The organism is Sphingomonas quercus, assembly GCF_018863195.1.
Taxonomy (GTDB): Bacteria; Pseudomonadota; Alphaproteobacteria; order Sphingomonadales; family Sphingomonadaceae; genus Solisphingomonas; species Solisphingomonas quercus.
Map to the genome: position 1 here is coordinate 35,748 of NZ_JAHKRT010000007.1, position 25,548 is coordinate 61,295.

General features: G+C 63.4%; 31 protein-coding genes. 7 read left to right on the forward strand and 24 right to left on the reverse strand.

Annotated features, from left to right (window positions below; translation table 11 throughout):
- The first annotated feature begins 394 nt into the window (after window positions 1-394).
- Window positions 395-1,087, forward strand: a complete 693-nt coding sequence (locus tag KOF26_RS13160; RefSeq protein ID WP_216325736.1) for a type 1 glutamine amidotransferase domain-containing protein — start codon at window positions 395-397, stop codon at window positions 1,085-1,087.
- A 177-nt stretch (window positions 1,088-1,264) separates the two neighbouring features.
- Here the strand turns inward: KOF26_RS13160 and KOF26_RS13165 are convergent, their stop codons facing one another.
- The 4 genes from KOF26_RS13165 to KOF26_RS13180 form a co-directional block, all read right to left on the reverse strand.
- Complete coding sequence (locus tag KOF26_RS13165; protein WP_216325739.1) at window positions 1,265-1,741, reverse strand: cupin domain-containing protein; 477 nt, start codon at window positions 1,739-1,741, stop codon at window positions 1,265-1,267.
- Between the two features lie 76 nt (window positions 1,742-1,817).
- A complete protein-coding gene (locus KOF26_RS13170) occupies window positions 1,818-2,027 on the reverse strand; it encodes a hypothetical protein (protein ID WP_216325742.1) in 210 nt (69 codons plus the stop codon).
- Window positions 2,028-2,036: 9 nt separating this feature from the next.
- Window positions 2,037-2,834 (reverse strand): SDR family NAD(P)-dependent oxidoreductase, encoded by a 798-nt coding sequence (locus KOF26_RS13175; RefSeq protein ID WP_216325747.1) that lies wholly within the window; start codon window positions 2,832-2,834, stop codon window positions 2,037-2,039.
- Window positions 2,835-2,870: 36 nt separating this feature from the next.
- Window positions 2,871-3,839 carry an enoyl-CoA hydratase/isomerase family protein gene (locus KOF26_RS13180; RefSeq protein WP_216325750.1) on the reverse strand — a complete coding sequence of 323 codons (969 nt, stop codon included), beginning with the start codon at window positions 3,837-3,839 and terminating at the stop codon, window positions 2,871-2,873.
- A 463-nt stretch (window positions 3,840-4,302) separates the two neighbouring features.
- Between KOF26_RS13180 and KOF26_RS13185 the strand changes: the two genes are divergently transcribed.
- On the forward strand, window positions 4,303-5,451 hold the full coding sequence (locus KOF26_RS13185) for a carbohydrate porin (RefSeq protein ID WP_253201434.1): 1,149 nt from the start codon (window positions 4,303-4,305) through the stop codon (window positions 5,449-5,451).
- A gap of 66 nt (window positions 5,452-5,517) precedes the next feature.
- Here KOF26_RS13185 and KOF26_RS13190 read toward each other — a convergent pair whose 3' ends face one another.
- Both KOF26_RS13190 and KOF26_RS13195 read right to left on the reverse strand, forming a co-directional pair.
- On the reverse strand, window positions 5,518-6,150 hold the full coding sequence (locus KOF26_RS13190; protein WP_216325753.1) for a cysteine hydrolase family protein: 633 nt from the start codon (window positions 6,148-6,150) through the stop codon (window positions 5,518-5,520).
- A gap of 23 nt (window positions 6,151-6,173) precedes the next feature.
- Entirely contained in the window at window positions 6,174-6,698 is a 525-nt protein-coding gene (locus tag KOF26_RS13195; RefSeq protein WP_216325756.1) for a hypothetical protein, read from the reverse strand.
- A 257-nt stretch (window positions 6,699-6,955) separates the two neighbouring features.
- Between KOF26_RS13195 and KOF26_RS13200 the strand changes: the two genes are divergently transcribed.
- Window positions 6,956-8,266 (forward strand): epoxide hydrolase family protein, encoded by a 1,311-nt coding sequence (locus tag KOF26_RS13200; protein ID WP_216325759.1) that lies wholly within the window; start codon window positions 6,956-6,958, stop codon window positions 8,264-8,266.
- Window positions 8,267-8,546: 280 nt separating this feature from the next.
- Here the strand turns inward: KOF26_RS13200 and KOF26_RS13205 are convergent, their stop codons facing one another.
- From KOF26_RS13205 to KOF26_RS17330, 6 genes are all read right to left on the reverse strand, one after another.
- Complete coding sequence (locus KOF26_RS13205) at window positions 8,547-9,479, reverse strand: alpha/beta fold hydrolase (RefSeq protein ID WP_216325763.1); 933 nt, start codon at window positions 9,477-9,479, stop codon at window positions 8,547-8,549.
- A 6-nt stretch (window positions 9,480-9,485) separates the two neighbouring features.
- Entirely contained in the window at window positions 9,486-10,109 is a 624-nt protein-coding gene (locus tag KOF26_RS13210; RefSeq protein ID WP_216325766.1) for a VOC family protein, read from the reverse strand.
- A 37-nt stretch (window positions 10,110-10,146) separates the two neighbouring features.
- Window positions 10,147-10,623, reverse strand: coding sequence for a DUF3237 domain-containing protein (locus tag KOF26_RS13215; RefSeq protein WP_216325769.1), 477 nt, complete (start codon window positions 10,621-10,623; stop codon window positions 10,147-10,149).
- Window positions 10,624-10,784: 161 nt separating this feature from the next.
- Window positions 10,785-11,033 (reverse strand): tautomerase family protein, encoded by a 249-nt coding sequence (locus KOF26_RS13220; RefSeq protein ID WP_216325772.1) that lies wholly within the window; start codon window positions 11,031-11,033, stop codon window positions 10,785-10,787.
- An 18-nt stretch (window positions 11,034-11,051) separates the two neighbouring features.
- Window positions 11,052-11,762 carry an SDR family NAD(P)-dependent oxidoreductase gene (locus tag KOF26_RS13225; protein ID WP_216325775.1) on the reverse strand — a complete coding sequence of 237 codons (711 nt, stop codon included), beginning with the start codon at window positions 11,760-11,762 and terminating at the stop codon, window positions 11,052-11,054.
- Between the two features lie 334 nt (window positions 11,763-12,096).
- On the reverse strand, window positions 12,097-12,765 hold the full coding sequence (locus KOF26_RS17330; protein ID WP_216325777.1) for an ATP-binding protein: 669 nt from the start codon (window positions 12,763-12,765) through the stop codon (window positions 12,097-12,099).
- A 395-nt stretch (window positions 12,766-13,160) separates the two neighbouring features.
- Between KOF26_RS17330 and KOF26_RS13235 the strand changes: the two genes are divergently transcribed.
- Window positions 13,161-14,201 (forward strand): alpha/beta fold hydrolase, encoded by a 1,041-nt coding sequence (locus KOF26_RS13235; protein ID WP_216325780.1) that lies wholly within the window; start codon window positions 13,161-13,163, stop codon window positions 14,199-14,201.
- A 232-nt stretch (window positions 14,202-14,433) separates the two neighbouring features.
- Here the strand turns inward: KOF26_RS13235 and KOF26_RS13240 are convergent, their stop codons facing one another.
- The 4 genes from KOF26_RS13240 to KOF26_RS13255 all read right to left on the reverse strand — a co-directional run bounded on the left by KOF26_RS13240 (window position 14,434) and on the right by KOF26_RS13255 (window position 17,975).
- Window positions 14,434-15,915, reverse strand: coding sequence for an MASE4 domain-containing protein (locus tag KOF26_RS13240; protein ID WP_216325783.1), 1,482 nt, complete (start codon window positions 15,913-15,915; stop codon window positions 14,434-14,436).
- A 210-nt stretch (window positions 15,916-16,125) separates the two neighbouring features.
- A complete protein-coding gene (locus KOF26_RS13245; protein ID WP_216325786.1) occupies window positions 16,126-16,506 on the reverse strand; it encodes a response regulator transcription factor in 381 nt (126 codons plus the stop codon).
- 86 nt (window positions 16,507-16,592) lie between these two features.
- Window positions 16,593-17,246 carry a response regulator transcription factor gene (locus KOF26_RS13250; RefSeq protein ID WP_216325790.1) on the reverse strand — a complete coding sequence of 218 codons (654 nt, stop codon included), beginning with the start codon at window positions 17,244-17,246 and terminating at the stop codon, window positions 16,593-16,595.
- Window positions 17,247-17,387: 141 nt separating this feature from the next.
- The gene (locus KOF26_RS13255) at window positions 17,388-17,975 is read right to left on the reverse strand and encodes a GNAT family N-acetyltransferase (protein WP_216325792.1); all 588 of its coding nucleotides are present in this window, start codon (window positions 17,973-17,975) and stop codon (window positions 17,388-17,390) included.
- A 154-nt stretch (window positions 17,976-18,129) separates the two neighbouring features.
- Here KOF26_RS13255 and KOF26_RS13260 point away from each other — a divergent pair, with 154 nt between their 5' ends.
- Window positions 18,130-19,158, forward strand: a complete 1,029-nt coding sequence (locus tag KOF26_RS13260; RefSeq protein ID WP_216325796.1) for an MBL fold metallo-hydrolase — start codon at window positions 18,130-18,132, stop codon at window positions 19,156-19,158.
- 80 nt (window positions 19,159-19,238) lie between these two features.
- Window positions 19,239-19,808 carry a DUF1543 domain-containing protein gene (locus KOF26_RS13265; RefSeq protein WP_216325800.1) on the forward strand — a complete coding sequence of 190 codons (570 nt, stop codon included), beginning with the start codon at window positions 19,239-19,241 and terminating at the stop codon, window positions 19,806-19,808.
- 96 nt (window positions 19,809-19,904) lie between these two features.
- Here the strand turns inward: KOF26_RS13265 and KOF26_RS17190 are convergent, their stop codons facing one another.
- On the reverse strand, window positions 19,905-20,693 hold the full coding sequence (locus tag KOF26_RS17190) for a PEPxxWA-CTERM sorting domain-containing protein (protein WP_253201435.1): 789 nt from the start codon (window positions 20,691-20,693) through the stop codon (window positions 19,905-19,907).
- 339 nt (window positions 20,694-21,032) lie between these two features.
- Here KOF26_RS17190 and KOF26_RS13275 point away from each other — a divergent pair, with 339 nt between their 5' ends.
- A complete protein-coding gene (locus KOF26_RS13275) occupies window positions 21,033-21,590 on the forward strand; it encodes a phosphatase PAP2 family protein (RefSeq protein WP_363182249.1) in 558 nt (185 codons plus the stop codon).
- Window positions 21,591-21,728: 138 nt separating this feature from the next.
- Here KOF26_RS13275 and KOF26_RS13280 read toward each other — a convergent pair whose 3' ends face one another.
- The 7 genes from KOF26_RS13280 to infA all read right to left on the reverse strand — a co-directional run bounded on the left by KOF26_RS13280 (window position 21,729) and on the right by infA (window position 25,248).
- Complete coding sequence (locus tag KOF26_RS13280) at window positions 21,729-22,499, reverse strand: molybdopterin-dependent oxidoreductase (RefSeq protein ID WP_216325804.1); 771 nt, start codon at window positions 22,497-22,499, stop codon at window positions 21,729-21,731.
- A complete protein-coding gene (locus KOF26_RS13285) occupies window positions 22,496-23,257 on the reverse strand; it encodes a cytochrome b/b6 domain-containing protein (protein ID WP_253201436.1) in 762 nt (253 codons plus the stop codon). Before KOF26_RS13285 ends, KOF26_RS13280 begins: the two co-directional genes overlap by 4 nt.
- Window positions 23,258-23,379: 122 nt before the next feature.
- Window positions 23,380-23,643, reverse strand: a complete 264-nt coding sequence (locus KOF26_RS13290; RefSeq protein WP_216325807.1) for a hypothetical protein — start codon at window positions 23,641-23,643, stop codon at window positions 23,380-23,382.
- Window positions 23,644-23,671: 28 nt separating this feature from the next.
- On the reverse strand, window positions 23,672-23,818 hold the full coding sequence (locus KOF26_RS13295; RefSeq protein WP_216325810.1) for a hypothetical protein: 147 nt from the start codon (window positions 23,816-23,818) through the stop codon (window positions 23,672-23,674).
- A 512-nt stretch (window positions 23,819-24,330) separates the two neighbouring features.
- On the reverse strand, window positions 24,331-24,564 hold the full coding sequence (locus tag KOF26_RS13300; RefSeq protein ID WP_216325813.1) for an antitoxin Xre/MbcA/ParS toxin-binding domain-containing protein: 234 nt from the start codon (window positions 24,562-24,564) through the stop codon (window positions 24,331-24,333).
- Window positions 24,564-24,767 carry a hypothetical protein gene (locus KOF26_RS13305; RefSeq protein ID WP_216325816.1) on the reverse strand — a complete coding sequence of 68 codons (204 nt, stop codon included), beginning with the start codon at window positions 24,765-24,767 and terminating at the stop codon, window positions 24,564-24,566. The genes KOF26_RS13300 and KOF26_RS13305 overlap by 1 nt, the downstream gene beginning before the upstream one ends.
- Window positions 24,768-24,987: 220 nt before the next feature.
- Window positions 24,988-25,248 (reverse strand): translation initiation factor IF-1, encoded by a 261-nt coding sequence (gene infA, locus KOF26_RS13310; RefSeq protein ID WP_216325819.1) that lies wholly within the window; start codon window positions 25,246-25,248, stop codon window positions 24,988-24,990.
- Between the last annotated feature and the right edge of the window lie 300 nt (window positions 25,249-25,548).

A 25,548-nucleotide genomic window follows, 5' to 3' on the forward strand; every position in this document is an offset into this window, starting at 1 on the left:
GGCGTCTGTTACAGATGTAACAGGAGCGGTGAACCCTGTGTGCCTTCCTGCGTCAGCGGTCGACCTCCTACCTCAGGCGTGGTCCCGGCCGAGCGCGGTGATGCGCCCTGGCTCCCCGGAATGGAGCCACACACTTCCGGTGACATTGGTAATCGCGCGCTGGCGGCAAGGTTAACCGATTCCTATTGGTGAGTCGCTATTCTCGGGCATGTAGAGTGAGCCGAGTGACTCACCGCAGGCCCCCTTAAGGGCCATTGAGCAAGATGAATAACCGGTTAGGATCGTTTGCGTCCGACACCAATGTACAATTGAGAAGGGGGATACCCAGAGGCACGCTGGCGGAGCGACGAAGCGCTAGGCAAGGCTGCTTCGCGCCAATTGCGAAAGGCCTCCCATGAAAATCCTGATGATCCTCACCTCGCACGATCAGCTGGGGACAACCGGCCGGAAGACTGGCTTTTGGCTGGAGGAGTTCGCAGCCCCCTATTTCACTTTCAAGGATGCAGGCGCCGAGGTCACTATCGCCTCACCCAATGGCGGGCAGCCACCGCTTGATCCCAAGAGCAACGAGCCTGAATTCCAGACCGACCTTACCCATCGTTTCGAGCGGGATGCGGATGCTCAGCGGGCCCTGGCAAACACGGTCGAGCTGCGAACTGTTTCGCAAGCCGATTTCGACACTGTCTTCTACACCGGCGGCCACGGCCCCATGTGGGATCTGGCGGAAGACGAGGACTCGATCCGGTTGATCGAGACCACGTTGGCGGCGAACAAGCCGCTGGCCCTTGTCTGCCATGCACCGGCCGCGCTGCATCGTGCCCGCGCCCCTGATGGCAACCCGCTTGTGAAAGGCAAGCGGGTCACCGGCTTCACCAACACCGAGGAGGAGGCGGTGCAGCTCACACACGTCGTCCCGTTCCTCGTCGAGACCGAACTTCGCCGCCTGGGCGGCATTTTCTCCAAGGCAGACGACTGGCAACCCCATGTCGTGCGCGACGGGTTGCTGCTGACGGGCCAGAATCCGGCCTCTTCCGGACCAGCAGCGCAAGCGCTCCTCGACCTGTTCAAACCGATGATCAGCGTCTGAAACGATCGACGCGAGCCGCGGACCTGTTCCCGCGGCTCGCGCGTCGGCCGCTTGCATTGATAGCGCGATTACGCTCGGCACCGACACTGACGGCTCGCATCATGCAAGGATGCATCGAGATCGGCAGAGTGGGGTGCCGCCTCCGACCAACATAATTGACCGTTGCGTGACGTGCCCTCAGTGGTTGCGCGGATCATCGGCAGGGTCGACATAGGCGATGCCGAGCGGGCCGCTACCGCTGACCTGGGTCACATAAGCACCCGACTTTGCCCAGTGAAAATGTGGCGTATCCTTTGGAAGGACAACGATGCTGCCGGGCCCGAACGCCTGAAGCTTCATGGGATCGAAGGTCTGGCCGAAGCCAATATAGAAGACTCCCGAGATCACCGTGTAAATCCTGTCCCCGGGATGAATATGGGGTTGCAATCTGACACCCTTGCCGACCCGCACGCGCACCACATAAGGACCGGGCCGGCTGGGATTACCCACGACCGTAGCAATCTCGGCTCCTTTCGGGAATGCTGCGAAAGGCGCGAACGCGATCTCTTCACTATGGGCGCAGGCGACGCGATGAGCCGAAAGCCCTTGCGGCGACGCCGGGCCCGGCGCGAGTGCGAGCGAGGACAGGCATAGGAAGGCAGTTTTACTATGCATTTCGTCCGTCCTTTGACCGATGTTGGGGAAGCGCGGGTCGTGTGGCCGCTTGGTTCAGTCGACAACGCCAACCGCATCAGTCGGTCCGTGCCGTGTGCCGCGTTCGGGCGAGGGCGGCGGCATTGACGAGGGCGAGCCCGGTGACGGCAATGGCGACGAGGGCGTCGCCGAGATAATGAGCAAGCCATTTCACCTCGAGCGCGACCAGCGCTGCCGAGGTCACGGCGCTGATCAGCTTGATCGCCGAGCATCGCACCACCGCGGCCTTCGTCTGGCCCTTTCGCACGGCACGCTTCTACAGCCCGCGGTAGCGCGGAGCGGGGATGGCGTGCGAAAGACCGGGGAACAGGTTTTTCCGGGCGTCCTCCAGCGCTTGCCAGTCGGCGAGATCGGGGAGTGAGGGGATGGTGACGACTTCACCGGCATCAAGGCCGGCAAGTGCCGCATCCACCGCGTCTTCCGCAGACATGACGATGTCAGCCGGCAGGTGCTCGACTGAGGTCCCAGCGGTTCCCCAGAAGGCTGTGGCGACCGCACCCGGCAAGACCACCTGGATCCGAATGCCCTTGTCGGACAGCTCGTGGTGCAGCGATTGGCTGAATGCCAGCACGAACGCCTTTGCCGCCCCATAGACGCCGTTCAGCAGCTCCGGTGCGACGGCGACGATCGACGCCATGTTGACGATCGTCCCGCTCCCGCGAGAGGCGAAGGCGGCCGCGGCTGCATAAGCGAGCCGCACCGGCGCAATCACGTCGAGCCGGATCAAGGCGTCCAATTGGTTGATATCCGACTGCAGGAGCGGGCCGACCGCGCCAATCCCCGCATTGTTGACGAGCATGGATATGGCGCGCTCCGAACAAAGAATTTGCTCGACAGAGTTCAGACCCTGAGCGGTCTGAAGGTCAGCAGCCACGATGCGGATGGTGCGGTCTTCGCGTTTGGCGAGACTTGCTGCGCATTGCTCCAGCCGCTCGCGATCACGCCCAGCAAGGATGAGGTCATAGCCGCGCCGCGCGAGCCGATCTGCATAGATCGCCCCCATTCCGGACGACGCGCCGGTGACAAGAGCAGTTCCGGGATGAAAGGATGCCATTCCTTGTCTCCTCAAGGATTTGCGATAGCGATTGACCTATTTGCGGGCGGCGCGCTGCTCGACGTCGCGGCTGGCCTGCCCGGTATATTGCGGAAGATCGACCTCGACTTCCGGCCTTGTCTGCAGGCCGAGCTTCATCAGCAGCTCAATTCGTTCTTGGGCGGCGGGGCGCTGCACCGAGCCGATGAAGCTACTCCATTCGGCTGCAAGGTCCTGGTCGGCGGGCAGGGTTGAGCGGTTTACCAACGCCTTGATCTCGCCGATCACCGTCCGGTCATAGGACGCGATGCGGCGCGCGAGATTGTCGATGAAGCCGTCGAGCTCGGTGTCCGGAAGCGCGCGGTTCACATAACCGTAGCGCTCGGCAAGGTCGCCGCTGATATCGTCGCCGCCGAGCAGGATCTCGAGTGCACGGCCCCGCCCCACCAAGCGGGGCAGGCGCGCCATCGGTCCACCACCCGGTACGAAGCCCGCGCCGACCTCGAACTGGGACAATCTCGCGTTCTCGCGGCTGGCGAAGCGCATGTCGCTGGCGAGCGACAGCTCGCTGCCGACGCCTGACGCGCGTCCCCGGATTTCTACGATCGAAACGACCGGGGCCTTGCTCAGGCGCACGAGAATGTCGGTGAGCGCCGGGAGGCCGGTTCGCCCCGAGGGAATGCTCGTCGTGCGCGCCAGCGGCGGCGTGAAGTCATAATGGGTCAGGAAAAACCCGGGCACGTTGCTTGCGAACACGACCACTTTGAGTTGAGGATCCTGTTCGATCGCGCGGATCACCTCCTCGAGCTGCGGAATCGACTCCGGCCCGAAAATGTTGAACGGCGGATGATCGATCGAGACCCGCCAATAGGCGGGACTAACGCGCGTGATCCGGAATTGAACCCGGCCCGCTGCGTTGTCACCTTGCGCTGCCGAACCCGCCAGCCCGGCGCCGTTTCCCGGAGCGGCGCTCGCGGCAATCGGCATGACCCACAGCAGCGCGGCAGCAAAACGTTTCGAGAGCATTGCGAATCTCCGATAAACTTGACGAAGAATTGTACAAGTCGGAGCGCGGACAAATTATACATTGGTATGGCGAGCGTCGCGCGGCGATCATCGGGAAGTCTTACGCCAACGTATAATCAAACTATCGTTCAATGGGTAATGATCAATCTCGCATTACTATGGTCTTGTTGCACGATATGTTCAGGAGAGGATTTGGCCGGTGCCCGGGATGCCGACGAGATGGTGTGGCCCCCGCCGGTGCCATCTGCTGCTCACCGCGAGCTTTGTGCTCATACAGGCGCCCGTGCGGGAGGCATGCACGCAACCTGGCCCCATTTCTGCGTCCGTTCTCAGGGAGGTCGAGGTTCCGGACCGCGCATTGCGACGTCGGAGCGGGGATCTCTCTCCCGCCAGCGAGCAAGGTGGTGCGCAACTTCCGCCGCCTCCCGGGGCGGCCGGGAACTGGTTCGGGCTGAAGCAATGGTTGGCGCAGGCTGGTGTCGGCCTAAGCGGACGCTACGTCTCGGAAGCCGCCTGGAACCCGACAGGTGGCCAGCGCCATGATGTAACGGAAGCCGGCCAGGTCGATCTAGGCCTGCACCTGGACCTCGGCCGGATCGCCCACACCGACGGGACTTTCCAGGCCACGATTACCTCGCGCCGTGGGCATCAGCTGGATCGCCGGGCCGGACTAGGCACCCTGCAGGAGGTGCAGGAGATATATGGGCGAGGCCAGACATGGCGGCTTACGCAGTTCTGGTATGAGCAGCGACTTCTTTCGGGTACCGTCGACCTTAGGGCCGGGCGCACCTCACCGGGCGAGGATTTCGCCGCCTTCTCCTGCTCTTTCCAGAATTTGAGCTTCTGCGGCTCGCAACCGGGCAATGTGGCAGGTGCCTACTGGTACAATTGGCCGATAAGCCAATGGGGTGCGCGCTTGCGCGTCAGCTCAACGCGTGCCTACGTACAAATTGCAGTCTTCGAGGAAAACCCGCGCAATCTCGAGAAAGGCTTTAGCCTCGGCCATTTCGGCGGCGCGACCGGCGCGCTGATTCCCGCTGAGGTGGGCGTGACCACCGGCCGCAAGGAAGGGGGCCCGGTTGGATCGTACAAGGTCGGCGCGTGGCTGAGCACGTCCGACAAACCGGACCTCTACTATGATCGCGACCGCCAACCCCAGGTGCTTACTCGGCAGCCGGCGTTGCTCCATCGGGCAGGCTACGGCTTCTGGATCAACGCCCAGCAGCAACTGACCGGCAGGTCTGCGGCTGGCGAATCCGTATCGGGGCTGACGGTTTTCCTCAACGCGACGATCACCGACAGGCGGACATCCTTGATCGACAATCAGGTCGCGGTCGGCGTCTTCGAGAAGCGAATCCTACCCTGGTTCACCGACGATGTGCTCGGCTTCGGTGTCGTGCGCACACACGTTGCAGGCAGGGTCGGCCGCTTAGAACGGTTGAAGGGCAAAGAGAAACAGTCTGCCGAATATGGGGCTGAACTCTATTACGGCTTTCATCCCTTTGGCTGGCTCGAGGTTCGTCCAAACCTGCAGTGGATTCACCACGCCGGCGGCTTCCGGAGCGCACGCGAGGTGGGCGTGATCGGCCTGAAGAGTGCGGTTAGGCTCTAGAGAGGCACCACACGTCCCGATCAGAATGCAAGCGACGAGGCAGGGGGGGGCTGCGACCAACCGCGCTCAACGCTTGGAGGGTGATAGCGCGCTGAGAATATCGGCCGTGGTCAGAATTGCATGGGCGAAAGTGGGCGCGCTCAGCTCGTGCGCTGCGTGCATCAGCTCCTGGCTATAAGCCGCCGTAGCATCGCGAACCAGCGTCACGTGATAGCCGAGTTCCATCGCATAGCGAGCGGTTGAATCGACGCAGGTGTTAGCGAGCAAACCGACGATGATCAGGTGCGTGATCCCATGCTGCCGCAATTGCTGATCGAGGTCGGTGTTGGCAAAGCCGCTCTGCGCCCAATGCTCCTTGGCCACGATATCGCCCGCCTGAGGCGCAAAGTCGGGATGCCAATCTCCGCCCCATTCTCCTCGCGCAAAGGTATGGCGCTGCATGATCCCCTGTTGCGTCGGGTTGGGATGAGCCCAGCTTTCATAATCGCCCGCCTCCCATCGTCTATGAGGGGCGATGAACAGCCTGATCCCCGCCGCCCGCACGGTTGCGACGATCGCGCGGAGATGGTCGAGCAGGTTGACCTGCTCAGCGACGGTTTTGACTCTCGGCCAGGCCTTGCCGCCTTCCGACAGAAAGTCGTTATACGGATCGACGAACAGCAGCGCGGTCGATCGCGGCTCGTAGCTCGAAACGCCCATGCAATCCTCCTGCAGATCGTGAGTCAGGCGCGGAGCGCGAAGCGTTCGATGCTGGCGGCGAAAAGGGGGGTTTCGCCCTGATTGTGCGCGATCGACATCGGCTGACGCTGGGCGCGGAAAACCTCGAACGGAATCCCTTGCCGATCAAGCAGCGCCAGCATCTCACTGGTCGCGCTGGATCGCACATGATTGGTGAATTCACATCGGTGCGCGTCGAGTTGTGCCACGCGCAGTTCCCATACAACGTTGATCGTGGTGCGCCCGTTCGGTGTGAAAACGTCCGAGACCGATTCGAGGATAAGATGGTCGCGCTCTGCGAGCCTCTCGACATAATGTTGAACCATCGGGCTCCCGCCGATTACCTCGACGTTGATCGACATGCGCTTGCCGTCGGGCGAAGTTGTGGCGCCGGCCGCGACATGGGCAGGGGAGCAACCCTGATATTCGGCATCCGGGAGCGAGAAGGCCCAGGCGGGCAGGTCGATCCTCTCGATCGGCGCCTGGATGATGGCGCTGAAGCTGGAATCGACAATCTGTGCATCGCTCATCTCAGGCTCCTGTTCGCTTCGAATGGCAAACAGCTAATTTTAGTGGTCAGATGAGACAATTCAACTAATGTATAAGACTCTCGAATATTTAACAAAGACGGCAGCTATACCATAGTATACCGATACTATTGATCAGTTTCGTTTATCTATCATCTGCGGCAAGTCTCATGATCAGCGCATCTAGGGCGTCCAGCTTGGTCCGGCCGCAGCCGCGAGCTGGCACCCGGCTCCCTACAATTATCCATGAGGAGGCAGATATGGCATCGACGCAAGCAGCGATGGATCGTCGTGATTTTCTGAGTTCGAGTGCCATCGGCTCGGCAGGCCTGCTGCTACCGGTCGCCCCGGCGCGCGCCGCTGCCTATGGTCAAATCGCCACTGCGGTGGGCGGGGCGGGTGAAGTTCGTTCCTTCCGATATCGTGCGTCGGACGAGGACCTCTCCGATCTCAGACGTCGCATCGCGGCCACGCGCTGGCCGTCACAGGAGCTGGTCGACGACGCCTCCCAGGGGGTGCGGCTCAGGACAATGCGTCAGCTCGCTGAATATTGGGCGGTCGATTACGATTGGCGCAAGCTTGAGACGCGGCTCAATCGCTATCCACAGTTCGTCACCAATATCGATGGTGTCGACATTCACTTCATACACGTTCGTTCGAAGCATGAGAAGGCGCTGCCAGTGATCATCACCCATGGCTGGCCAGGTTCGATCATCGAGCAGATGAAGGTGATCGGGCCGTTGAGCGATCCTACCGCATTCGGCGGCACGCCGTCCGATGCCTTCGACGTCGTGATCCCGTCGCTGCCGGGCCACGGTTTTTCGGCCAAACCTGACCAGCTCGGCTGGGATCCAATCCGGATCGCCAAGGCGTGGGCCGAGCTCATGAGCAGGCTGGGATACAGAGCCTATGTTGCGCAGGGCGGTGATTGGGGCAACGCGGTGACTGAGCAGATGGCATTGCTGACCCCGCCCGGCCTGATCGCGGTTCACACCAATATGCCCGCCACCGTACCGACGGAGATCGCGACCGCGCTTTCCTCCGGCGGGGCGGCGCCGGTCGGGCTCTCCGCTGAGGAGAAGAATGCGTATGACCAGCTCGACACCTTCTACAAGCACGGCCTCGGCTACGCTCAGGAAATGGCGAACCGCCCTCAAACGCTGTACGCACTGGACGATTCCCCGATTGGTCTCGCAGCCTGGATGCTGGATCACGACGCGCGTAGTGAGGAGCTGATCGCGCGCGTGTTCGGCGGCCAGAGCGAGGGGCTCACGCGCGACGACATTCTCGACAATATCACCCTCTATTGGCTGACGCGCAGCGCCGTGTCCTCGGCGCGGCTCTATTGGGAAAGCAAGCTTGCTTTCTTCGCGCCAAAGGGTGTCACGTTGCCGATCGGTGTGAGCGCCTTCCCAGACGAAATCTACACCGCGCCGCGGAGCTGGGCCGAAAAGGCTTACCCAAAACTTATCCACTATAATCGTCTTCAAAAAGGCGGGCATTTTGCCGCCTGGGAACAACCTCGCATTTTTGCCGAGGAACTGCGCGCCACGTTTCGTTCCGTTCGCTGAGGCGATCGGCGGGCCGCGACGATCTCTCCCCCCGTCGTCCGGCTCCAGACCTGGAGGGCGCTCCGGCGCCCTTCATTTTTGTGGATTGTCGTTTGCCACTGATGCGGCGCAGCGGCGGGGCGATGTCCGTCAGCGGCATTGTGCCTCGCGACACCTGCACGCACGTTCCAACCAGCTGAGGAAAGTCTTCAGACCCGGACGCACTGATCCTCTCTCGCGCTGCATGCGAAGGGCATTGACCCGGTGATGTCTCGCCGTCCGCCGGCCCGGCGGTATTTGATTAGTCCAAGGGAAGACGACCGAGAAAGTCGAGCATTAACCTCGCGACCTCGTCCTTTTGCTCGTCGAGCGCAAAATGCCCAGCGTCGAGAATGTGCAGCTCTGCCTCCGGCAGATCGCGCAGATAGGCGTGCGCACCCGGAACAATGAACGACGGGTCATATTTGCCCCAGAGGATCAACGCGGGGGGACGATAACGTCGCATCCAGTCCTGCCATTTCGGATAGGAGGCTACATTGTGCCGATAGTCGCGGAGCAAAGCGGCCTGGATCGCGCGTTCCCCCGGGCGCGAGAGAAAGGCGAACTCATCGGTCCAGCTGTCGGGGTCATATCTGTCGATGTGAGGGCTGAGGCCGAGGTGGCGCTGCTTGGCGCCCGCGAGGGAGACGAAGGCGTCGACCTGGTCCTGGTGCTTGGTCGGATCCGACCAATAACCTGCGATGCCGGCCCACTTCGGACCGAGCCCCTCACGGTAGGCATTGGCATTCTGCACGATGATCGCGCGAACCGCGGATGGGTGGGCGATCGCGAGCCGGAAACCGACCGGTCCGCCATAATCCTGCATGACGAGGACGTAGCGGGAGATTGCCAGCCTTGCGAGCAGCCGGTTGATCGTCTCCGCGAGACGGTCAAATGTGTAGATATATGCGCCCGGCGGCGGCGCATCGCTGTGTCCGAAACCCGGATAATCCGGCGCGATCACATGGTATTTGCGGGCGAGGAGCGGAAGCAGGGGCCCCCACATGCGCGACGAGGAGGGATAGCCATGCAGCAGCACGACTGCCGGCGCGGCCGGATTGCCGGCTTCGCGATAGAAAACCCCCACGCCGTCTACATCGACGCGATGGTAACGGACGGCCGTGACGGGAGCCGGGTGATCAGACGGTCCGGCTGCAGCGAGAGCAGCGGCGAGCGCGAGGGCGGAGAGTGGCATCTGGCGTCAACGCGGCAGCGATGCGCCAGACTGCTCGGTAGCAAGATAGGCTGCATACCAGTCCGGCCAGTCGGGGTCATTTTGTCCGGAGCGCTGCTCATGGTCGCCATGCGCCGCAGCCGCACGGCGTAGTGCAGCGGCAAGTTCCGCTGCCGAGCCAAAGCTGGTCACACCGCTGTCGATCCTTCCGGGGAATCGCTGCGTGATCTCCTGCAGCACCCATCCGTTCCCGTCAGGATCGGTAAAGGTGAGGAATGAGGCATAGCTTCGCCGCTTTGGATCCGGCCCGTCGACGCGCACCGCCGGGTTGAAGCGATTATAGCCGCCACCGCCATCGTGGAAGACCTTGCCGGCCTCGATGCCACGCGCGATCAATTCTGCGCGTGCCTTTACGATATCGCCGACGACCAGATGGATGAACTGCGAGGAGCCGGGCGGGGACGGTGTCAACCCGCTGCCGATCAGCACGGAGCATGGCGATCCGGAGGGAGTGAACTGGACGATTCGGCCGCCGGCCTCGTTCGAGATATCCGCATCGATCCGCCAGCCGAGCCTGCTGTAAAAGGCGTAGGCGCGATCGACGTCCGCCACGGGGAGCACGATCGCTTCCAGCTTCATGTCCATGCTCATCCTGTTGTCTCCCAAAATGACGGACGCCAGCCGGCGCCTAAATGATTTCGTGGACGTCGTAGATCGGCCCGGCGGGGGTGCGATGGCCGATGCCAATGGCGAGTGCGCGGTTGAGCCATTCGTACCGCGGATCGGAGGTCGCGAAGGCGGGCAGGATCCGGAAGTAATATTCGGACGGCGCCACCGCCGCGCCACGGGCCAGCCGCTCCATCACTGCCGCGGGGCCGTAGCGAAGGCCGCTATAGCTCATCGCGATGAGTGCGTCGTCGTCTGTTCGCAGCACGATCCGCGCATCGAGCACGATAGCGCCGTCGCCACGTTCGGTCTGCCAGTCGGCGCCGCCCGGAAGGATTGCACCACGCAAGCGCCTTCCCTCGAAGCGACCGCCGGGCAACGTGCCGATCCGCCGCGCTGCACCCACGGGACCTCCCACGATCTGAAGGGGATCGACCAGCACTTCCGCGACGAAGAGCGGTCGCGTCCGCATTGCCGGCAGCCTGACACTCTCAACCATGCGACCACCTCCCCCCGGCGAGCCGTGGCCGAATTGTGCGGCCAAGAGTGCAACCACGCCTGCAGCGCGAGGGGCGCGCGTGAACCCCCGCCACCGGTGCCCGATTAATCGGCAACGCGATGCCGAGGAAAGCGAGGTAGTCGGCGAACGCCATGCCCGCTCTAGCTCGCGGAGCTAGCCGCATGTTCGGCGAGCTGCTTGCGGTATTCGAGGACTGGCAAGCCGCCCCAGCCCCAGTCCTCAAGTGCCACCTCGCGGATCACGACCCAGGTCCAGTCGGCAGGCTTGCCGAGCACATCTGACAGGACCTGACTGACGCCCTTGAAGATTGCCGCCTTCTGCTCAGGGGTCACGCCGGCGACGTCCGGCTCGGTGCCCTCGCGGGTAAGTTCGACCGTAACAAATGGCATGGTTCGTCTCCCCGCCTTTTAGTGACCGGCCGCCTGGCCGCCGTCGACGTGAAGCGTCTCGCCAGTGACAAAAGGCGCGCCCTCGAGATAGAGCACTGCCTCGACGACGTCGCCGATCTCTCCCATATGCCCAAGGGGGTGGAGTGCACCGAGCGCCTCATGAGTGTCGGCCGGATGCATCGGCGTCTTGATCACGCCCGGCGCCACGGCATTCACCCTGATGCCACGACTGGCATACTCGATCGCAAGGCTGCGCGTGGATGCGTCAATGCCGCCTTTTGAAAGAGCCGCGAGCGCCGAGGGCACCGCTGACAATGATTGGCGCACGAGCGCGGTCGTGATGCTCACGACATGGCCGGCTCCCTGCTTTTCCATTGCGTGGATCGCCGCCTGGGTGATGAAAAAGAAGCCGTTCAGGTTGGTGGCGATCACCTGTGCGTATTGCTCGGCGCTGTAGCGGGTAAAAGGTGAGGCAACAAAGATGCCGGCGTTGTTGATCAGCGTGTCCACCCTGCCGAACTTGTCCAGCGCCTCGGTGATCACTTTGGCGCCGGTTGCTGGGTCGCCAATATCGCCTGCTATTGCCAGCATGTCGGGATTGTCGGTCGGCTGAATCGATCGCGACGTGGCAACCACGCGAAACCCGCGCGCGAGATAGGCGTCGCGCAGACCCGCGCCGATGCCCTGCGAAGCCCCCGTGATGACGGCGACCTTCTTGTCGTTGTTCATGAGCGAATCCTTTGCTGTTCTGAGCGAGAAGGGCGGCGTTGAAAGTTCAGCGCCGGGTCAGATGAGTTGGCGCAGGGAGCATCGCCGCCCGCGCTGGTTGGGCAGGGCAGGCCGCGCGATGTGCCAGGCGGCGCAGAGCCGCCGTCGGCATCACACCCCGCTTGGCTTACGACGCGCGCCCTGGAGACTCCCGAGAAGCCGATGTTGAATAGCTGCCGGTTGGCATGCAGGTTTCTCCTCGAGAGCGGGCGGGGCCGAACGGTCTGAAGATGACGTGGGCCGCTGTCGGTCGAAATTGCACTTTCGTATGGTGATACTTTGGTGTGGACCCAGGCTATTCGGATGGCCCGGAAGACAGTTGTCCGCAAATCGGCGTCGCCAGGGGCAGATCGACGCGTGCCTGGCTCCCTGCCGGGCCTAGGCGCCAAGTCGCGTGTCCCCCCAATTCTGCGGCAAGGGACTGAACCAAATGACGCCCCCGGCCCGGTCTGGCCGCGGGCGAGGCCTGGCCGCTATCGCAGACGCTGCAGGTAAGGCCGCCGTCCGCGAGCGTGAGGTCCACGGTGATCAGGCCGCCCGGCTTGAGTTGTGCGTGTCGTGCAGCATTCCGGACCAGCTCCATGACGATCAGAGCCACACGCCACGCCTCGCCGCTTGCCAGCTGGACCTCGTCCGAGCGCAGCAACAACCGCACCCCGCGCCGCGCCAGCACGGTGGCCGAAAAGCTTTGGCAGATGCGCGCGAGATACCCCGGCAGGCTGACTGGATGGGCGGACGTTGGAGGAAGCAAGGCCCGGTGTAATTCCGCGTGACCTGACAGGCCCAGGGCGGCTCGCTCGATGCTGGCCCGCTCCGCGCTCGACGGGGCGGTCCTGGCGGCGAGCGAGAGTGTCGAAATGGCCTCTGCGAATTCGTTGATCACGCGGTGGCCGATTTCCTCGACGAGCATCAGTGCAAGCGGCCCGCATTCCCGCCTCGATGATATTTGCATTCCCTCGCTCACGGCAGTCCTCCTCTGGCGCGATTGCAAGCAGCGCTTGATGGGCCTGCCTTGGCGGACACCCGCGATCCATTGCTCCAAGGTATGACTATACCAAGGTGATAAGAGTTCTGGTTCGAGCCGGCCGACGTTTGCCGCGGTCGTCTGAAGCACCGGCCGACACGATGGTTTAATGGACCAGCCGCCGGCCCACGTTTAAGTCGCGTTCGTCAGGCCGCACAGCCGCTACCCCCGACGAGACCGGATGCTGATTCCATGCATCTCATTTTGTTGATTGGCATGCTCAGCCTAGGCGCAAATTGTGCTTGGCCGGCCCGCTGGCTGCTGGCGGACGCCGACGGCGTCTGCCATTCGCGCTGGTGGAGGCGGGCTTGCCGTATCTAGCGAGGAGCAGGAGCATGATACAGCCGAACGGGCGCGACACGATTGATAGCTCCAGGCGGGCGTTGGTGGCTGGTGGCGCCGCCAGCCTGTTCCTACCTTTTGCAGGCTCAGTTCTGGCGGCAGCGCCCGCTCAAGGCGAAGGCAATGATGCGCACCTCGGCAGCCTGCCGTTGCGGCAAATCGCTGCGGGGGATCTCGATTGTGGCTATGCGGACCTTGGGCCTCGGCGCGGCCCGGTTGCGCTTCTACTCCACGGCTGGCCCTATGACATTCACAGCTTCGCCGAGGTGGCACCGCTGCTGGTGACCGCCGGATACCGCGTGATCATCCCGTATTTGCGGGGCTACGGCACCACCCGCTTCCGCTCCGCTGATATCTTGCGCAATGGCCAGCAGGCCGCGCTGGCCGCGGACGTTGTCGCTTTGCTCGACGCTTTAGGCATTGGGGAGGCGGTCGTCGCAGGGTTCGACTGGGGCGCGCGCACCGCGAACATCCTCGCGGCGCTCTGGCCGGACCGGTGCCGCGCGCACGTCTCGGTGAGTGGCTATCTGATCGGTAGCCAAAAGGTGAACGCGCTGCCGCTTGCGCCGGAGGCTGAGCTGGCTTGGTGGTATCAATTCTACTTTGCGACGGAGCGCGGCCGCCTGGGCTATGACCGCAACCGCGTCACCTTCAATCGGCTGATCTGGCGGCTCGCTTCACCGCGTTGGGATTTTTCAGATGCGGTCTATCAGCGTACTGCCGCGGCCTTCGATAATCCTGATCACGTCGCGATCGTGATCGACAACTATCGTTGGCGGCTCGGCCTTGCCGCCGGCGAGGCGCGATACGACCGCCTCGAGCAGCGTCTCGCCGAGGCGCCGCCGATCGCGGTGCCTACGATCACGCTTGAGGGCGACGCCAACGGTGCGCCCCATCCTCCAGCGGCGGCTTATGCCGCCAAATTTACCGGGCGGTACGCTCATCGTGAAATCACCGGGGGCATTGGCCATAATCTCCCTCAGGAGGCGCCGCGCGCCTTCGCGGAGGCGATTGTGGACGTGACACGCCTTTGATGCAGCGCCGCTGGCCGGCTCGGCGGCTTGTCGAACACGCGGAAGTCCGTGCTCCCGCCGGGTGGCAGGCCGTACAAGTGAGGTGCGGCTGCGCGTCCGTTCGCATGCTCGCGCAACTCATTCATCGTTGGCGCAGCCTTACCGCCGCACGCCAAGTCACTGCTTGGCACCCGATGCCGTTACGATCGGGTATCCTGGCAGCAGGCGCTGAGCCCTCCGTTTTGCCGCCGGCTCATGCCAGCGGGAGAGCGAATTCCAAGACCGCGCCCTTGCTTTGATTACGCAACACGGAGATCCGCCCGTCATGGGCCTCAATGATCGACCGGCAAATCGAGAGCCCCATGCCCATACCGTCGGCCTTGGTTGAGAACAGCGGATTGAAGATGTGCTCTATATCTTGTGGCGCCACGCCTTTTCCGGTGTCCGACACTGTCACCACCAGCTCGCCTGTGTCCCGGGTCGCGGAGCCGATCGTGAGTTTTCGTGGAGGCGGCTCGTCGAGCATCGCGTCGATGGCATTGGTGCAGAGGTTCAGCACGACCTGCTGCAACTGCGTCCGATCGCCATATACCGTTGCCGCGCGGGCTCGCATCTCGTCCTCAACGATGACACCGTGGCGCTGAAGGTCGTCACGCAGCAGGGCGACCGTCTCGCGTACCAGGGCATTGAGATCCAGCAATGTCCGGATTCTCGCCCCTTTCTTGAAGTTCGCCCGGATGCTGTCGATTACCTCCGCCGCGCGATGCCCATCGGCAGCCACTTGCTTGATGTCCGCTTTGGCCTTTTCGAGATCGGGCGTATCTCGTTCAAGGCGACGGAGGCCTGCCTCGGCGCGGGTTATCATCGCGGAAAGCGGCTGTTTGACGTCATGCGAGATCATCGCCGCCACGGCGTCGCCGGTGACAAGACGTGCCTCCCGCTCGAGATATTGGGCCCGCACCGCTTGCATGACCCGCGCATATAGCTTCGAGAATTCAAACAGCAGCACCACCAGAACCAGGGTGTTGGCTGCAAGGTTCATGAGGATGACTGTGTACCAACCAACGCTGAAGCGGGCGGGGGCCGGGTGAAAGCCGAGTGGCACGCCGGTGAGGTGGACAAGCGCCACAACCATCAGCCACAGGCCGAGAATGGTGTTCCGCCTGAACCAGAGCAAGGCGAGTGCCACGGCGTAGGAGCAAGCGATCGGGATGCCGGCGTACAGCGGCCATGTCATCGAGAACCGACGGGTGTCGTCAATCACGATCGGGAGCGCACCGCGATGGTGAATGCAAACGAAGGCCGCGAGGAGCACCAGTCCGGTGGTCACCAGCATGCTTACGGGCATCACAGTACGGGCCATTCGCTGAGCGAAGGGAGGCTGCTCGCTTCGGTCGGCGAGCGCAAATGCGGACAGGAAGAGCGCGAGTCCGCAATGACGCACTATGTACAGCCAGGGTGTGCTTTGCAGATTACCCGCCAGGCTCCCGGATGAGAAAACATCCGGAAACGACAATGTGTAGGGTATCAGCATCAACGCGGCGAACAGATAGCCGTTCGCTACGATCAGCATCGCACGCGTCCGCAGAATGGAGAATTGTGCGAACAGCAAGCACGCCGTGATGAGATCGTTTAGGAAAATCGCGGTCACGTAGAACGGGATGAACGGCTGGAGAGGGTAGAGTTGAAGGCCCGAAAGAGGTTTCGCACAGACGAATATGACGAGCAAAATCAAGGGTACGACGCGCGTTGCTAGTAAGACTTGCATGGGCGTCGGCGACGCCCGTGTGAGCGTCAGGAAATCATCGTTAGATCCAGAAGGGGAGCCTCTCTGCATCGCGGGGCTGTTCAAACTTGGCCAGGGCGGACGCAGGACAGGACGAATTTTTTCGGCTGAAAGGCCCAAACAGGCGTGCCATGCGATTGACTGTATCTCACGGTCATCTCAAGATCCTTGCCCACCGGAGGTCGCCCTCTCCAAACAGCGGATCAAAGCGCCGGCCTCGAAGGGCTTCCTAAGCAGGCAAACCGCGCCCATCGCCGCCACCCGTGCCTCAAGCCCCGGCTCCGCGCGCGCCGTAATCAAGATCACAGAAGCTCGATAGTCTTCGAATCGAAGCTTCTGTATCAAATCGACACCGCTCATTCCGGGCATATGAATATCAGTAATGATGCAATCGAGAGATCGCGCGCCGTCAAATCCGAGGAACGCCTCCGCCGACGCGAAGCCATAGGCCTCATAGTCCAGCGAGCTGAGTAGTTCTAGGAGCGCGGCACGAAAAAGCCCATCATCGTCTATAACTGCTATAACCGCGTCTCGTGACACCGAACTTCCTTAGGTTTGCGCGAATGCCCGTCAGTAGCCTGACCAGTGGCTCCGGCACTCGTTATCTATCGCGAGAAGCGACGCGGCTAGACCCACTTCGCCGCCGGTTCAACCGCCTGCCTTTGCCTTAGCTTGTCCGCCATTCTGACAAGTTCGGGGAGCGTGCGCGCACCCATTTTGCGCATCGCCGCACCACGGTGGACCTTGACCGTGATCTCGCTGATGCCAAGATCGCCTGCCGCTTGCTTGTTCAGCTTGCCGGCAGTGACGAGTAGCATCACCTCCTTCTCACGCGGAGACAGGCGCGCGAACCTTGCCTCAAGTGCGCTTTCGCCCTCATCGAGCGCTCGCCGGCGTTGGTCCCGCTCGATTGCGGCCGCTACAGCGTCCAGCAGTTCCTGATCGCGGAAAGGCTTCGGCAGAAAGTCGAGCGCGCCATGCTTCATCGCTTTCACCGACATGGGTATATCTCCATAGCCGGTCATGACGATTACGGGCAGGCGCACGCCCAGCTCCCCGAGCGCAGCCTGGAATTCGATCCCGTCGGCATCGGGCAAGCGGACGTCGATCAGGATACAGCCCGGCGGATGGTCGCGCTCTGACTGAAGGAACTCGCTCGCCGAACCATAGGTCTTCGCGGTCAGCCCGACCGAATCGAACAGGCTCTCGAGCGCGCCGCGAATCGACGGATCATCGTCGATCACGTGAATGACCGATGTGTCATGGGGTTGAACGGCCATGCGCGGATCCTGCTACCTCTTGGCGCAGCCTAGCACCTCAAGGCAATGCTTGTGGATGACACCAACGTATAATTGCCGTTTCCCGGGCGCCTGCTCGGCGGGCCGTCGATGAGCAGCGATCGACCGGCCGTAGCACCTCTGTCAGCGCAGGTGGGCGCTGCTTGACCTCCGGCGGAAACGGTTATTCCGTTGCCGCGAGTCCTCCCACGCCTGCCGGCTTATGGCCCAGTCGACTTCGCGCCAGCCGCGTTGAACCATCCATGGCGTTCCGTCGCGCTCGGCGACGATATCGGCACCGAACCACCGGGCAAGCCTAGCCACCCGCTTGTTGCCGCTCGCCGTGTCACCGAGGATCGTTTCGAGGCGCAGTTCGGAGAAACCGAAGTCGGCTAGCGCCGCGGCGGCATCGAGGGCAAGCGCGAAGCAGCCCCATTTCGCCGGGGCGAGCTCGATCCCGAGAACACCCGTGCCGTCCGCCCCCTTACGAATTCCGCCACAGCCGCATAGCGCTCCGGTTCGCCTGTCGAAAATACCGAGTTGGAAGTTCCTGCGCGGCATCTCGCCGCTCCACCGGGTGAAAAGATCAAAAAGATCGTTCGGCCGCCGAACGTCGGACGCATCGAAATCATATAGTGCGAGGTAACGTGGATCCAGCTGATAGGCGAGGAACGCGGGTCGGTCTGCCTCAGTGAAATCACGCAAGAGGATGCGGCGATCTTCTATGAGCATAAGGTCTTGCGAGCTGGCGCCCCGCTATCTGGTCCAGGAAGCGGACATATCGCAGGTTCAAACGCCCTTGGCGAGCGACAGCTGACCAGTCGGGGCTGGCAATCGGTCTAGCCAGTTCCCAACTGGGGCATCCCTGGACGAGGCCCCCCGACGGATGACTGCGCGCAATCGCTACTATGACGGCCCGGTTTCGGATCATTTTGACGGCGTCCGCTTCTTCAATCCGAACCATCCTGACACCGACCGGTCGCTTCGTCAGTTGCTGCAATGGAAGTTCGGCGAGAAGCAGCAGAGATGGCCCCGGCTCGTCCCCGGGCGGCAGGTCAAGCCGGATGCCCGCGTCGAAGGGCTGCGGATCACCATGGTGGGCCATGCAACGCTGTTGATCCAGGCGGACGGGCTCAACGTGCTCACCGACCCTGTATGGTCTGAGCGGGCAAGTCCGCTCAGCTTTGCCGGGCCGCAACGCGTGTCGCCGCCGGGCATTGCCTTTGGCGACCTGCCGCCGATCGACGCCGTCCTCCTTTCCCACAATCATTATGATCATCTGGATATGGCCACCCTGCGGCGTTTGCAGGCTGTCCACCAGCCGCTCATCGTCACACCGCTCGGCAACGACAAAATTGTGCGTGACGCAGTCCCCGATGCCCGGGTCGCCGCCGGAGACTGGGGCAGCTGCACGGGCCTCGAAGGCGGCGCCGAGGTTCACATCGTGCCCGCCTATCACTGGTCGGCGCGCGGCATTGGTGATCGGCGCATGGCCCTGTGGGGCGGCTTCATGCTTCGTACGCCATCCGGGCAGGTCTATTTTGCTGGCGATACCGGCTATGGCGATGGCGCGATTTTCCGGTCGATGCGCGCATCCTATGGCCCGAGCGATGTCGCGCTGCTGCCGATCGGCGCCTATGCGCCTCGCTGGTTCATGGCTACCCAGCACACCGACCCGGACGAAGCCGTTCGCATCATGCTGGACCTTGAGACGCGACAGGCCATTGGCATCCACTGGGGGGGCTTCCAACTGACGGACGAGGCGTGGGACGAGCCAGCCCTTCTTCTCAGCCGCGCGCTCAGCGAGAGAGGGATCGACGAAGCGCGGTTCCCTGCGGCCGTGCCTGGCGACGTGTTCGACAATAACCGGCGGATCATCCGCGGCTGGTTGTCGCGCGAGCGTCCACCCAATTGACGCCGTGGCCTGCGACGGGCACGCGAGCCGGGCGCGTCGCGGGCAACCGCCCGGGCGCGCGCCGGACGTCGGGGAGCCATATGGTCGAATCCAGAGATGACCGCGAGACGATGGCTGCCGGCGTCGCCGCCGGCAGCTGCAAGCTTTACATGTTCTATGTCGGCGGCAACGCTGGGCGATCCAATATCGAAGTCCATGATGTCCAGTTCGTCGCCGTGGCGCGGGTCGAGGATGCGTACCCGGCGCTGCGGGAGGCATGGTTCGGCGATGCGGACAAGCTTCATCTCGATGGCTACATGGCGATCGACTGGGCCGATGGATATGATGTGGAGCTTGCTGCCGCCCCGTGTGAAGGCGGACAGACTCTGTTCTTCGTCAATATGGGCGGGTACAGCCGCGATACGCTGGCGGAACTCCATGAATTCGGCTTGTTCGTGGCGGCAAGCGCCGACGAGGCCCGGTCCAGGGCGAAGCGGGCGCTGCTGATCGGCGCCGATCTGCTCCACAAGGACAATCTCAAAGATGTCGACAATTGCCTGGCGTTGACCAGCGTCGGCGGCTTCCATCTGCGCCTGACCGCCAACCCCGGCGGCGTCCCGAGCCGGCCCGAATGGCAAGGCTATCGGCCGATCGGCATCGAAGCCGCCTAGCCCGGCCTTCCGGTCGGGCGATGAAGCCCGTCATGCCCGGTGCGGAAGGCCGGCGGCTGTGATCAGCCGCCGGCCTTCCTCACGCGTGGAGCGAGGTCAGGCGAGCTGGGCCAGGGCAGGGCGGCGCCGCATCGCCGCACCGATCAGGCCGAAGCCGCCGATGAACATCGCCCAGGTCGCAGGCTCCGGCACACCCGGGATCACGACCTGACCGGCGACGCCGAAGCGCAGGTTGTCGATCGCGAAGCCCGCCGGCTCACTCCCGACGAGCGTGAGCTGCACGCCGGCGATGCGAGCGAGGCCGTCGGTGGTCGCGAGGCCCAGGAATTCAATGCCTTCCTGGAGGTTCGCGACGGTGCCGAGGATATTGCCCTGACGGTCGAACGCGCGGATGCCGGTGCTGCCGACGGCGTTGAAGAAGCCGCCGTCAAAGCCCACCGCCAGCTGGTCGACGCTGAACAGCACGCTGATCGGGCCGTCGAATTGCGGCGAGCCCGACAACACCGGCGAGGTGGGATTCGAGCCGTCACTGGTGATGAATGTCGCCGGCGCATTGCCGTCCAGCGCCAGACCGGCGCTCGGATTGCCGGACAGGCAGGCCGACGCAGCCGCGCCCGGACAATCGACCCCCGGATTGGCGCTCAGCGACTGCCCGACGAACCAGCCGCCGAAGGTGACGTTTGGCGCACTCACCGGATCGCCGCCATATTGGGCTGGCGCATAGCTCGGATTCTCGGTCCCGCCGGCATATTCCGAGAAGGTGATGACGCCGGCGCTGGCGTTGAAATTGCCCGAAGAAACGCGCGTTATCTGCGCGCTGGCGGCGCCCGCGCCCATTGCGCCGGCGACGATTGCAATCGACGCCGCGAATAAGATCCGTCGCATGGAAATCCCTCCTCTCATTTGAAAAACGAAAAGAGTCGGCAGAGCCCCGGCCCGACCATGTTTAACGTTAATCCTAAAAGGTAATGAGTCAAGCTTTATGCTCCCAAGAAGCCTGATGGTTCTGGTGCATTTGGCCTAAATACCTTGGGCTGATTATTCGTCGCATGAATATCGGCGTTCGTCGCAAAGTTAAGCGGTAGCCGGGTCATCGCGCGACGGTTGCCGGTGACGGCCCCGGGGGCCGCCGACCGACCGGCAACGCCGCGGGAGCGCCGTTTCCAGGCCACGCGCTACCGTGGTACGGAGGGGGGTGAGCCACGTGTCCAATGGAACGCCGCCGTGAGGCGAGCCGCCAGATGCTGCCTGCGATCGGTCGCGGGCGGCGCAAGCGCGCTCGTGCTGGCGGTTTCCCCGGTCGCGGCTGCCGGCCATGGCTGGGACAAGGCCAGCGACGTAGGCCGCAACCTGCTGGTCGTTGCCGCGCTCGGCGTCCCCGCCATTCAGGGGGACTGGACCGGGGACCTGCAGGCCGGCGGAAGCCTTCTCCTCGCGCACGGCACGGCCTATGGCCTCAAGCGCATCTTTCCGGAAGAGCGACCCGATCGGAGCGACCGCCACAGCTTTCCATCGGGCCATAGCAGCGTATCGTTCGCGGCAGCCGCGACGTTGGAGAACCGCTATGGCTGGAAGGCCGGTTTGCCCGCCTTGCTGGTGGCGAGTTTCGTCGGCGTCAGCCGCATCGAGGCCAACAAGCACCATTGGTACGATGTCGTCGCCGGCGCTGCGATCGGCACCGGAAGCGGCCTGTTGTTGACCTCGAAGCGAACCAACGGCGTCAGGCTCATTCCCTTCGTGGACAGCCGGGGCGGCGGCTTCTCATTCGCCACGCGCTTCTGATCGCCGGTCTGCGCGTAACGCGACGTGATGCCCGGCAGCGCACGCCGGCACGATTTTAGCCAAGCTCTTCATGTGGCCATAAAGGCCGATTTCCCTGACCGCCTGCCGCCTGCACGGGCGGTGCCGCGGCCTCGCCGGTCAGATCCCGGCATACCAGTCATAGTCGGCGACATCCTCCCAATAGCCGCCCTTGCCGCCGGCGATGCCGTCGAGGGAAGCGACCGCTTCGATGCGCTGCACATATTTGGCATGTTTGTAGCCGAGTTGACGTTCAACGCGCAGGCGGACGGGAGCGCCGTGCCCGACCGACAGCGCCCGATCGTTCAGCGCCAGCGCGAGGATGGTCTGGGGGTGGAGCGCGTCCACCATGTCGATGGATTCATAATAGGGACGGCGCGCGCGCCCGAGGCGATCCGCGCAATGGAAGACGATGTAGCGCGCGCTATCCTTCACGCCGGCGACGTCGAGCAGGGTGGCAAGACGCGGCCCCGTCCACTTTCCGATCGCGCTCCAGCCCTCGACGCAATCATGGCGGGTGATTTGCGCGCGAAGCGGCATCGATCGCAGCTGCGCGACGGAGAACGCCGTCGGCCTGTTCACCAGGCCGTCGACCGGAATCCGCCAATCCACGAAGTTGGAGGCGACATGGGCGGCATAGTCCGGCGTTCCCGGATCGCGCGTGCCATTGGTGCGGAACACCGGCGACATCTGGTCGGGACGATATTCGCGCGCCGGAGCATCGCGGTTCGACAGCAGGCGCTGGAGCGAGCGGTTCCAGTCATCGCCGCGGAACAGCAGGCCCTTGCGAAATGTCGGATCGTCACCGAGCCGATCGCACCCGGCCAGCAAAGAGCCGGCGCCGGCGGCGAATGCGCCCACCAGCCCGCGCCGGGTGATGAGCTTGCTCACGGCGTTTCTCCCGGCACGCGCCACCAGCCCGTGATCATCGAACGAATCCCGTTGATCGGCCCGGCCGCCACCACCAGCAGGAGATGGACGAGGATGAACCCGGCGATCGACATCGCGGCGATGAAATGGATCGAGCGCGCCGACTGCCGGCCGCCGAACAGATCGAGCAGCCAGGGCCAGGCGGCATCCATCGCCGGCGACATGGTGAGCCCGGTCAGAATGACGAGGGGCAGCAACACGAAGATCAGCACCACATAGGCCAGCTTCTGCAGGATGTTGAATGCCGTGGGGTCCGCCGGATCGTGGAACCTGAAGGCGAGATGCTCGCGAATGTCATGCAGCAACGCGCGCGGGGCGAGCTCGCGCAGCCGCATCCGGAAGGCGCGGGCATGGCCGTTGGCCAGCGCGGCGACCATGAACAGGAGCAGTCCGAACCCGAGGATCAGCGCGAAAGTGAGGTGCCATCGGCGCGCGAGCGCGAGATTATATTGGGACGGGATGGTCAGCCACCCGGGCACCCGCCCACCTTCGAAGACGCTGCTGACGTTGAACCAGGGCCTGTCGAAATTCGCCCCATATTGGCCCCAGTAAAGATGCGGATGGGCGTTCAGGATCATGAGGCCCGATCCCAGCATCACCAGGATGGTGACGGCGTTCACCCAATGCCAGATGCGCGTCGCCAGCCCGTGGCGCTTGACCAGCGAGCTCGGCCGGGCCTGCGGCGGGGCAGCCATGTCAGCCGGCTCGGACGTCGCCATATCGCCAATTCTCCCGCATCCCGTCGCCTCGCCGAAATCCATGATGGCATGAATTCGCACGGTGGCGCAGGATGGTTACACCTTCTCAGGCGCGCGGGTAGCTCATTTTAGCAGGCGGGGCTTCAGGAGATTCCCGTGCCGGGCGTCACCGGATGAGCGATCAGCTCCGGCTCGGACGCCAGCTGTATCGCGATCGATCTTATCGACGACCAGGGAAAGAAGACATGTCGCCGATCCTTGCCGCTTTCGCCCAGTACGACGATGCCGACATCATCCGCTCCGGCAAGGATCGCCTTCGAATGCTCCAGCCCGCTGGCAAGCTGCAGCGCGACGACAAGTGAGCCACTGCCGCGATCCAGATGATCCTTGAGCATTTCGAGCAACATCGTCTCCTGAACGATAGCGGGTAACGGGTCAGCTGGTTTCGGACGAAAGCGGCGTTTTGGGGCCGGAGACGAGCTTGTCGCCTGCGACGCGGGCCCGCGCGATCCTCGCCAGCACGATCATCGGGGTCGCCCCCAGCAGCGTACCCACCAGCACGCCGATCAGAAATTCTGTCATCGCTCGCTATGCGTCTAGCGCGCCGCCTGCCAGGGAAGGCCGGGAAGACGCGACATCCTGCAGTTGCAGACCATGCAGGTCGTCGTGAAGTTCCCATTTCCCCAGCGGCTGGCATGCAAATCGGGAACGTGCCGCCCGAACCATTTATGAAACACCGGTGATCTCCTCGATCGGTGGATGCGCGGCCGTCAGGCGAACGTATGGGCGGGGCGGACGAGTCGCGCGGGATGGGACGTGCCCAAGGGGCGGTCGGCCCGGTCCTTCTCGATGAGCCGCGCATAATTTCGCGCGAGTTCCTGATGGGCGTGGCGCGACGCGCTGCAACTTGCCTCGCGCGCACGGACGAGCGAAACCTGATGGCGATAAAAGAGATAATTGAGGTCCATGACTTCTCCTGCTGTTGGTAAGCGGGAGCGCGACGCCTGTCTCTCAGCCACCGGCGCTTACTTCAGTCTGCCGGTGATGTGCCATCTTATCACAGGTCCGTGATTTCGAGGCATGGATTCGTATCCTCAGGCGGCCCCACTGCCCATCAGCGCCTCGACAGCGGCCAATCCCTCGTCACTCGCAATGGCGAGATCGAGGGGGCGCGCGCCGAGCGCCCCGTGATGGGTGTTCAGGAATGCGGTGACGGCGGCGGCATCGCCGAACCGCGCGATCGCCATGCGCGTGACGCGGCCCTGCCGATCGGCCTGCGCCGCTGACAGGGGTTGCGTCTTGACGCGATGGGCGAAGGGGCGGCCCATCAGAGGACCGCCGCGTCGACAAGCGCGCGCTTGCTCGCGAGATCGGCGCGGATCGCCTCGGCATGCTGCAGCCGCTCGGCCAGCACCCGCCATGCGCGCGCCGAGCGGAGGTGGCATTCGCGGACATTGCCGAGCGCGGTGCGGCTGGCCGCCCGTTCGTCAATCTCGGCCTGGGCGAAATAATAACCACTTGTCGTGGACATGCCGATTTCCTTTCAGGCGCCGCTCGCGACGACAATAGATGGATCAGTCGATCATTTCGGCGACGATACGGCGCAAGTCGCGCCTGGAAAGCGGGGCTGTGGTCACCGGAATGGCCTGGAACGGGTGATGGGGGGTTCGGGTCTTGCCGACCGGTAGCGATATAGTCTGAGTTTGCATATTTATCCCTGGCGCAAACGCGCCGATATCAAGTTGGACGCGCTAACGGCGCGGGCCACGACGGGGGCCGGAGCCGCCACCCGCCGTTCTTTCACGGAAGATGATGCGACCCTTCTCAAGATCATAAGGCGTCATCTCCACGATGACTCGATCCCCTACCACCGAGCGAATGCGGTGGCGCCGCATCTTGCCCGCGGTGTAGGCGATGATTTGATGATCATTCTCCAGTCGAACCCTGAAACGGCCATCGGGGAGAATGTCTTCGATCTGGCCGTCGAGGGAGAGGAGTTCTTCCTTGGCCACCCGGCTCAGCCCTGCCCGAGAGTGACGGCTGCCTGCTGGCAGTGCCTGTCAGTCTCCAGCGTGTGACTCGCGAAACACTCGGCGGTGCCGATCGGCATAAACTTCCCTTCGCAAAAACTCGGTGTTCCGCGCGACGTGAACGTCCGCGGAGCCAGCAGCGAGAAAAGGAAGGATCAGCCCGGAGGCTTCAAGTTCCGTCACAAGCGACGTTAGCCCGCCCCATATAGGCGAGGCCGGCTCAATTATCAACCTGGCGCGGCCTGGTTTGACGTAGCCGCGACAGACAATATCATCGGCGCC

What these genes read in the sequence shown, in the direction of transcription:
- KOF26_RS13160 (WP_216325736.1), top strand. Translation starts at nt 395, where the DNA reads ATGAAAATCCTGATGATCCTCACCTCGCACGATCAGCTGGGGACAACC.
- KOF26_RS13165 (WP_216325739.1), bottom strand. Translation starts at nt 1,741, where the DNA reads ATGCATAGTAAAACTGCCTTCCTATGCCTGTCCTCGCTCGCACTCGCG.
- KOF26_RS13175 (WP_216325747.1), bottom strand. Translation starts at nt 2,834, where the DNA reads ATGGCATCCTTTCATCCCGGAACTGCTCTTGTCACCGGCGCGTCGTCC.
- KOF26_RS13180 (WP_216325750.1), bottom strand. Translation starts at nt 3,839, where the DNA reads ATGCTCTCGAAACGTTTTGCTGCCGCGCTGCTGTGGGTCATGCCGATT.
- KOF26_RS13190 (WP_216325753.1), bottom strand. Translation starts at nt 6,150, where the DNA reads ATGGGCGTTTCGAGCTACGAGCCGCGATCGACCGCGCTGCTGTTCGTC.
- KOF26_RS13195 (WP_216325756.1), bottom strand. Translation starts at nt 6,698, where the DNA reads ATGAGCGATGCACAGATTGTCGATTCCAGCTTCAGCGCCATCATCCAG.
- KOF26_RS13200 (WP_216325759.1), top strand. Translation starts at nt 6,956, where the DNA reads ATGGCATCGACGCAAGCAGCGATGGATCGTCGTGATTTTCTGAGTTCG.
- KOF26_RS13205 (WP_216325763.1), bottom strand. Translation starts at nt 9,479, where the DNA reads ATGCCACTCTCCGCCCTCGCGCTCGCCGCTGCTCTCGCTGCAGCCGGA.
- KOF26_RS13210 (WP_216325766.1), bottom strand. Translation starts at nt 10,109, where the DNA reads ATGAGCATGGACATGAAGCTGGAAGCGATCGTGCTCCCCGTGGCGGAC.
- KOF26_RS13215 (WP_216325769.1), bottom strand. Translation starts at nt 10,623, where the DNA reads ATGGTTGAGAGTGTCAGGCTGCCGGCAATGCGGACGCGACCGCTCTTC.
- KOF26_RS13220 (WP_216325772.1), bottom strand. Translation starts at nt 11,033, where the DNA reads ATGCCATTTGTTACGGTCGAACTTACCCGCGAGGGCACCGAGCCGGAC.
- KOF26_RS13225 (WP_216325775.1), bottom strand. Translation starts at nt 11,762, where the DNA reads ATGAACAACGACAAGAAGGTCGCCGTCATCACGGGGGCTTCGCAGGGC.
- KOF26_RS13235 (WP_216325780.1), top strand. Translation starts at nt 13,161, where the DNA reads ATGATACAGCCGAACGGGCGCGACACGATTGATAGCTCCAGGCGGGCG.
- KOF26_RS13250 (WP_216325790.1), bottom strand. Translation starts at nt 17,246, where the DNA reads ATGGCCGTTCAACCCCATGACACATCGGTCATTCACGTGATCGACGAT.
- KOF26_RS13255 (WP_216325792.1), bottom strand. Translation starts at nt 17,975, where the DNA reads ATGCTCATAGAAGATCGCCGCATCCTCTTGCGTGATTTCACTGAGGCA.
- KOF26_RS13260 (WP_216325796.1), top strand. Translation starts at nt 18,130, where the DNA reads ATGACTGCGCGCAATCGCTACTATGACGGCCCGGTTTCGGATCATTTT.
- KOF26_RS13265 (WP_216325800.1), top strand. Translation starts at nt 19,239, where the DNA reads ATGGTCGAATCCAGAGATGACCGCGAGACGATGGCTGCCGGCGTCGCC.
- KOF26_RS17190 (WP_253201435.1), bottom strand. Translation starts at nt 20,693, where the DNA reads ATGCGACGGATCTTATTCGCGGCGTCGATTGCAATCGTCGCCGGCGCA.
- KOF26_RS13285 (WP_253201436.1), bottom strand. Translation starts at nt 23,257, where the DNA reads ATGGCGACGTCCGAGCCGGCTGACATGGCTGCCCCGCCGCAGGCCCGG.
- KOF26_RS13290 (WP_216325807.1), bottom strand. Translation starts at nt 23,643, where the DNA reads ATGTTGCTCGAAATGCTCAAGGATCATCTGGATCGCGGCAGTGGCTCA.
- KOF26_RS13295 (WP_216325810.1), bottom strand. Translation starts at nt 23,818, where the DNA reads ATGACAGAATTTCTGATCGGCGTGCTGGTGGGTACGCTGCTGGGGGCG.
- KOF26_RS13300 (WP_216325813.1), bottom strand. Translation starts at nt 24,564, where the DNA reads ATGGGCCGCCCCTTCGCCCATCGCGTCAAGACGCAACCCCTGTCAGCG.
- KOF26_RS13305 (WP_216325816.1), bottom strand. Translation starts at nt 24,767, where the DNA reads ATGTCCACGACAAGTGGTTATTATTTCGCCCAGGCCGAGATTGACGAA.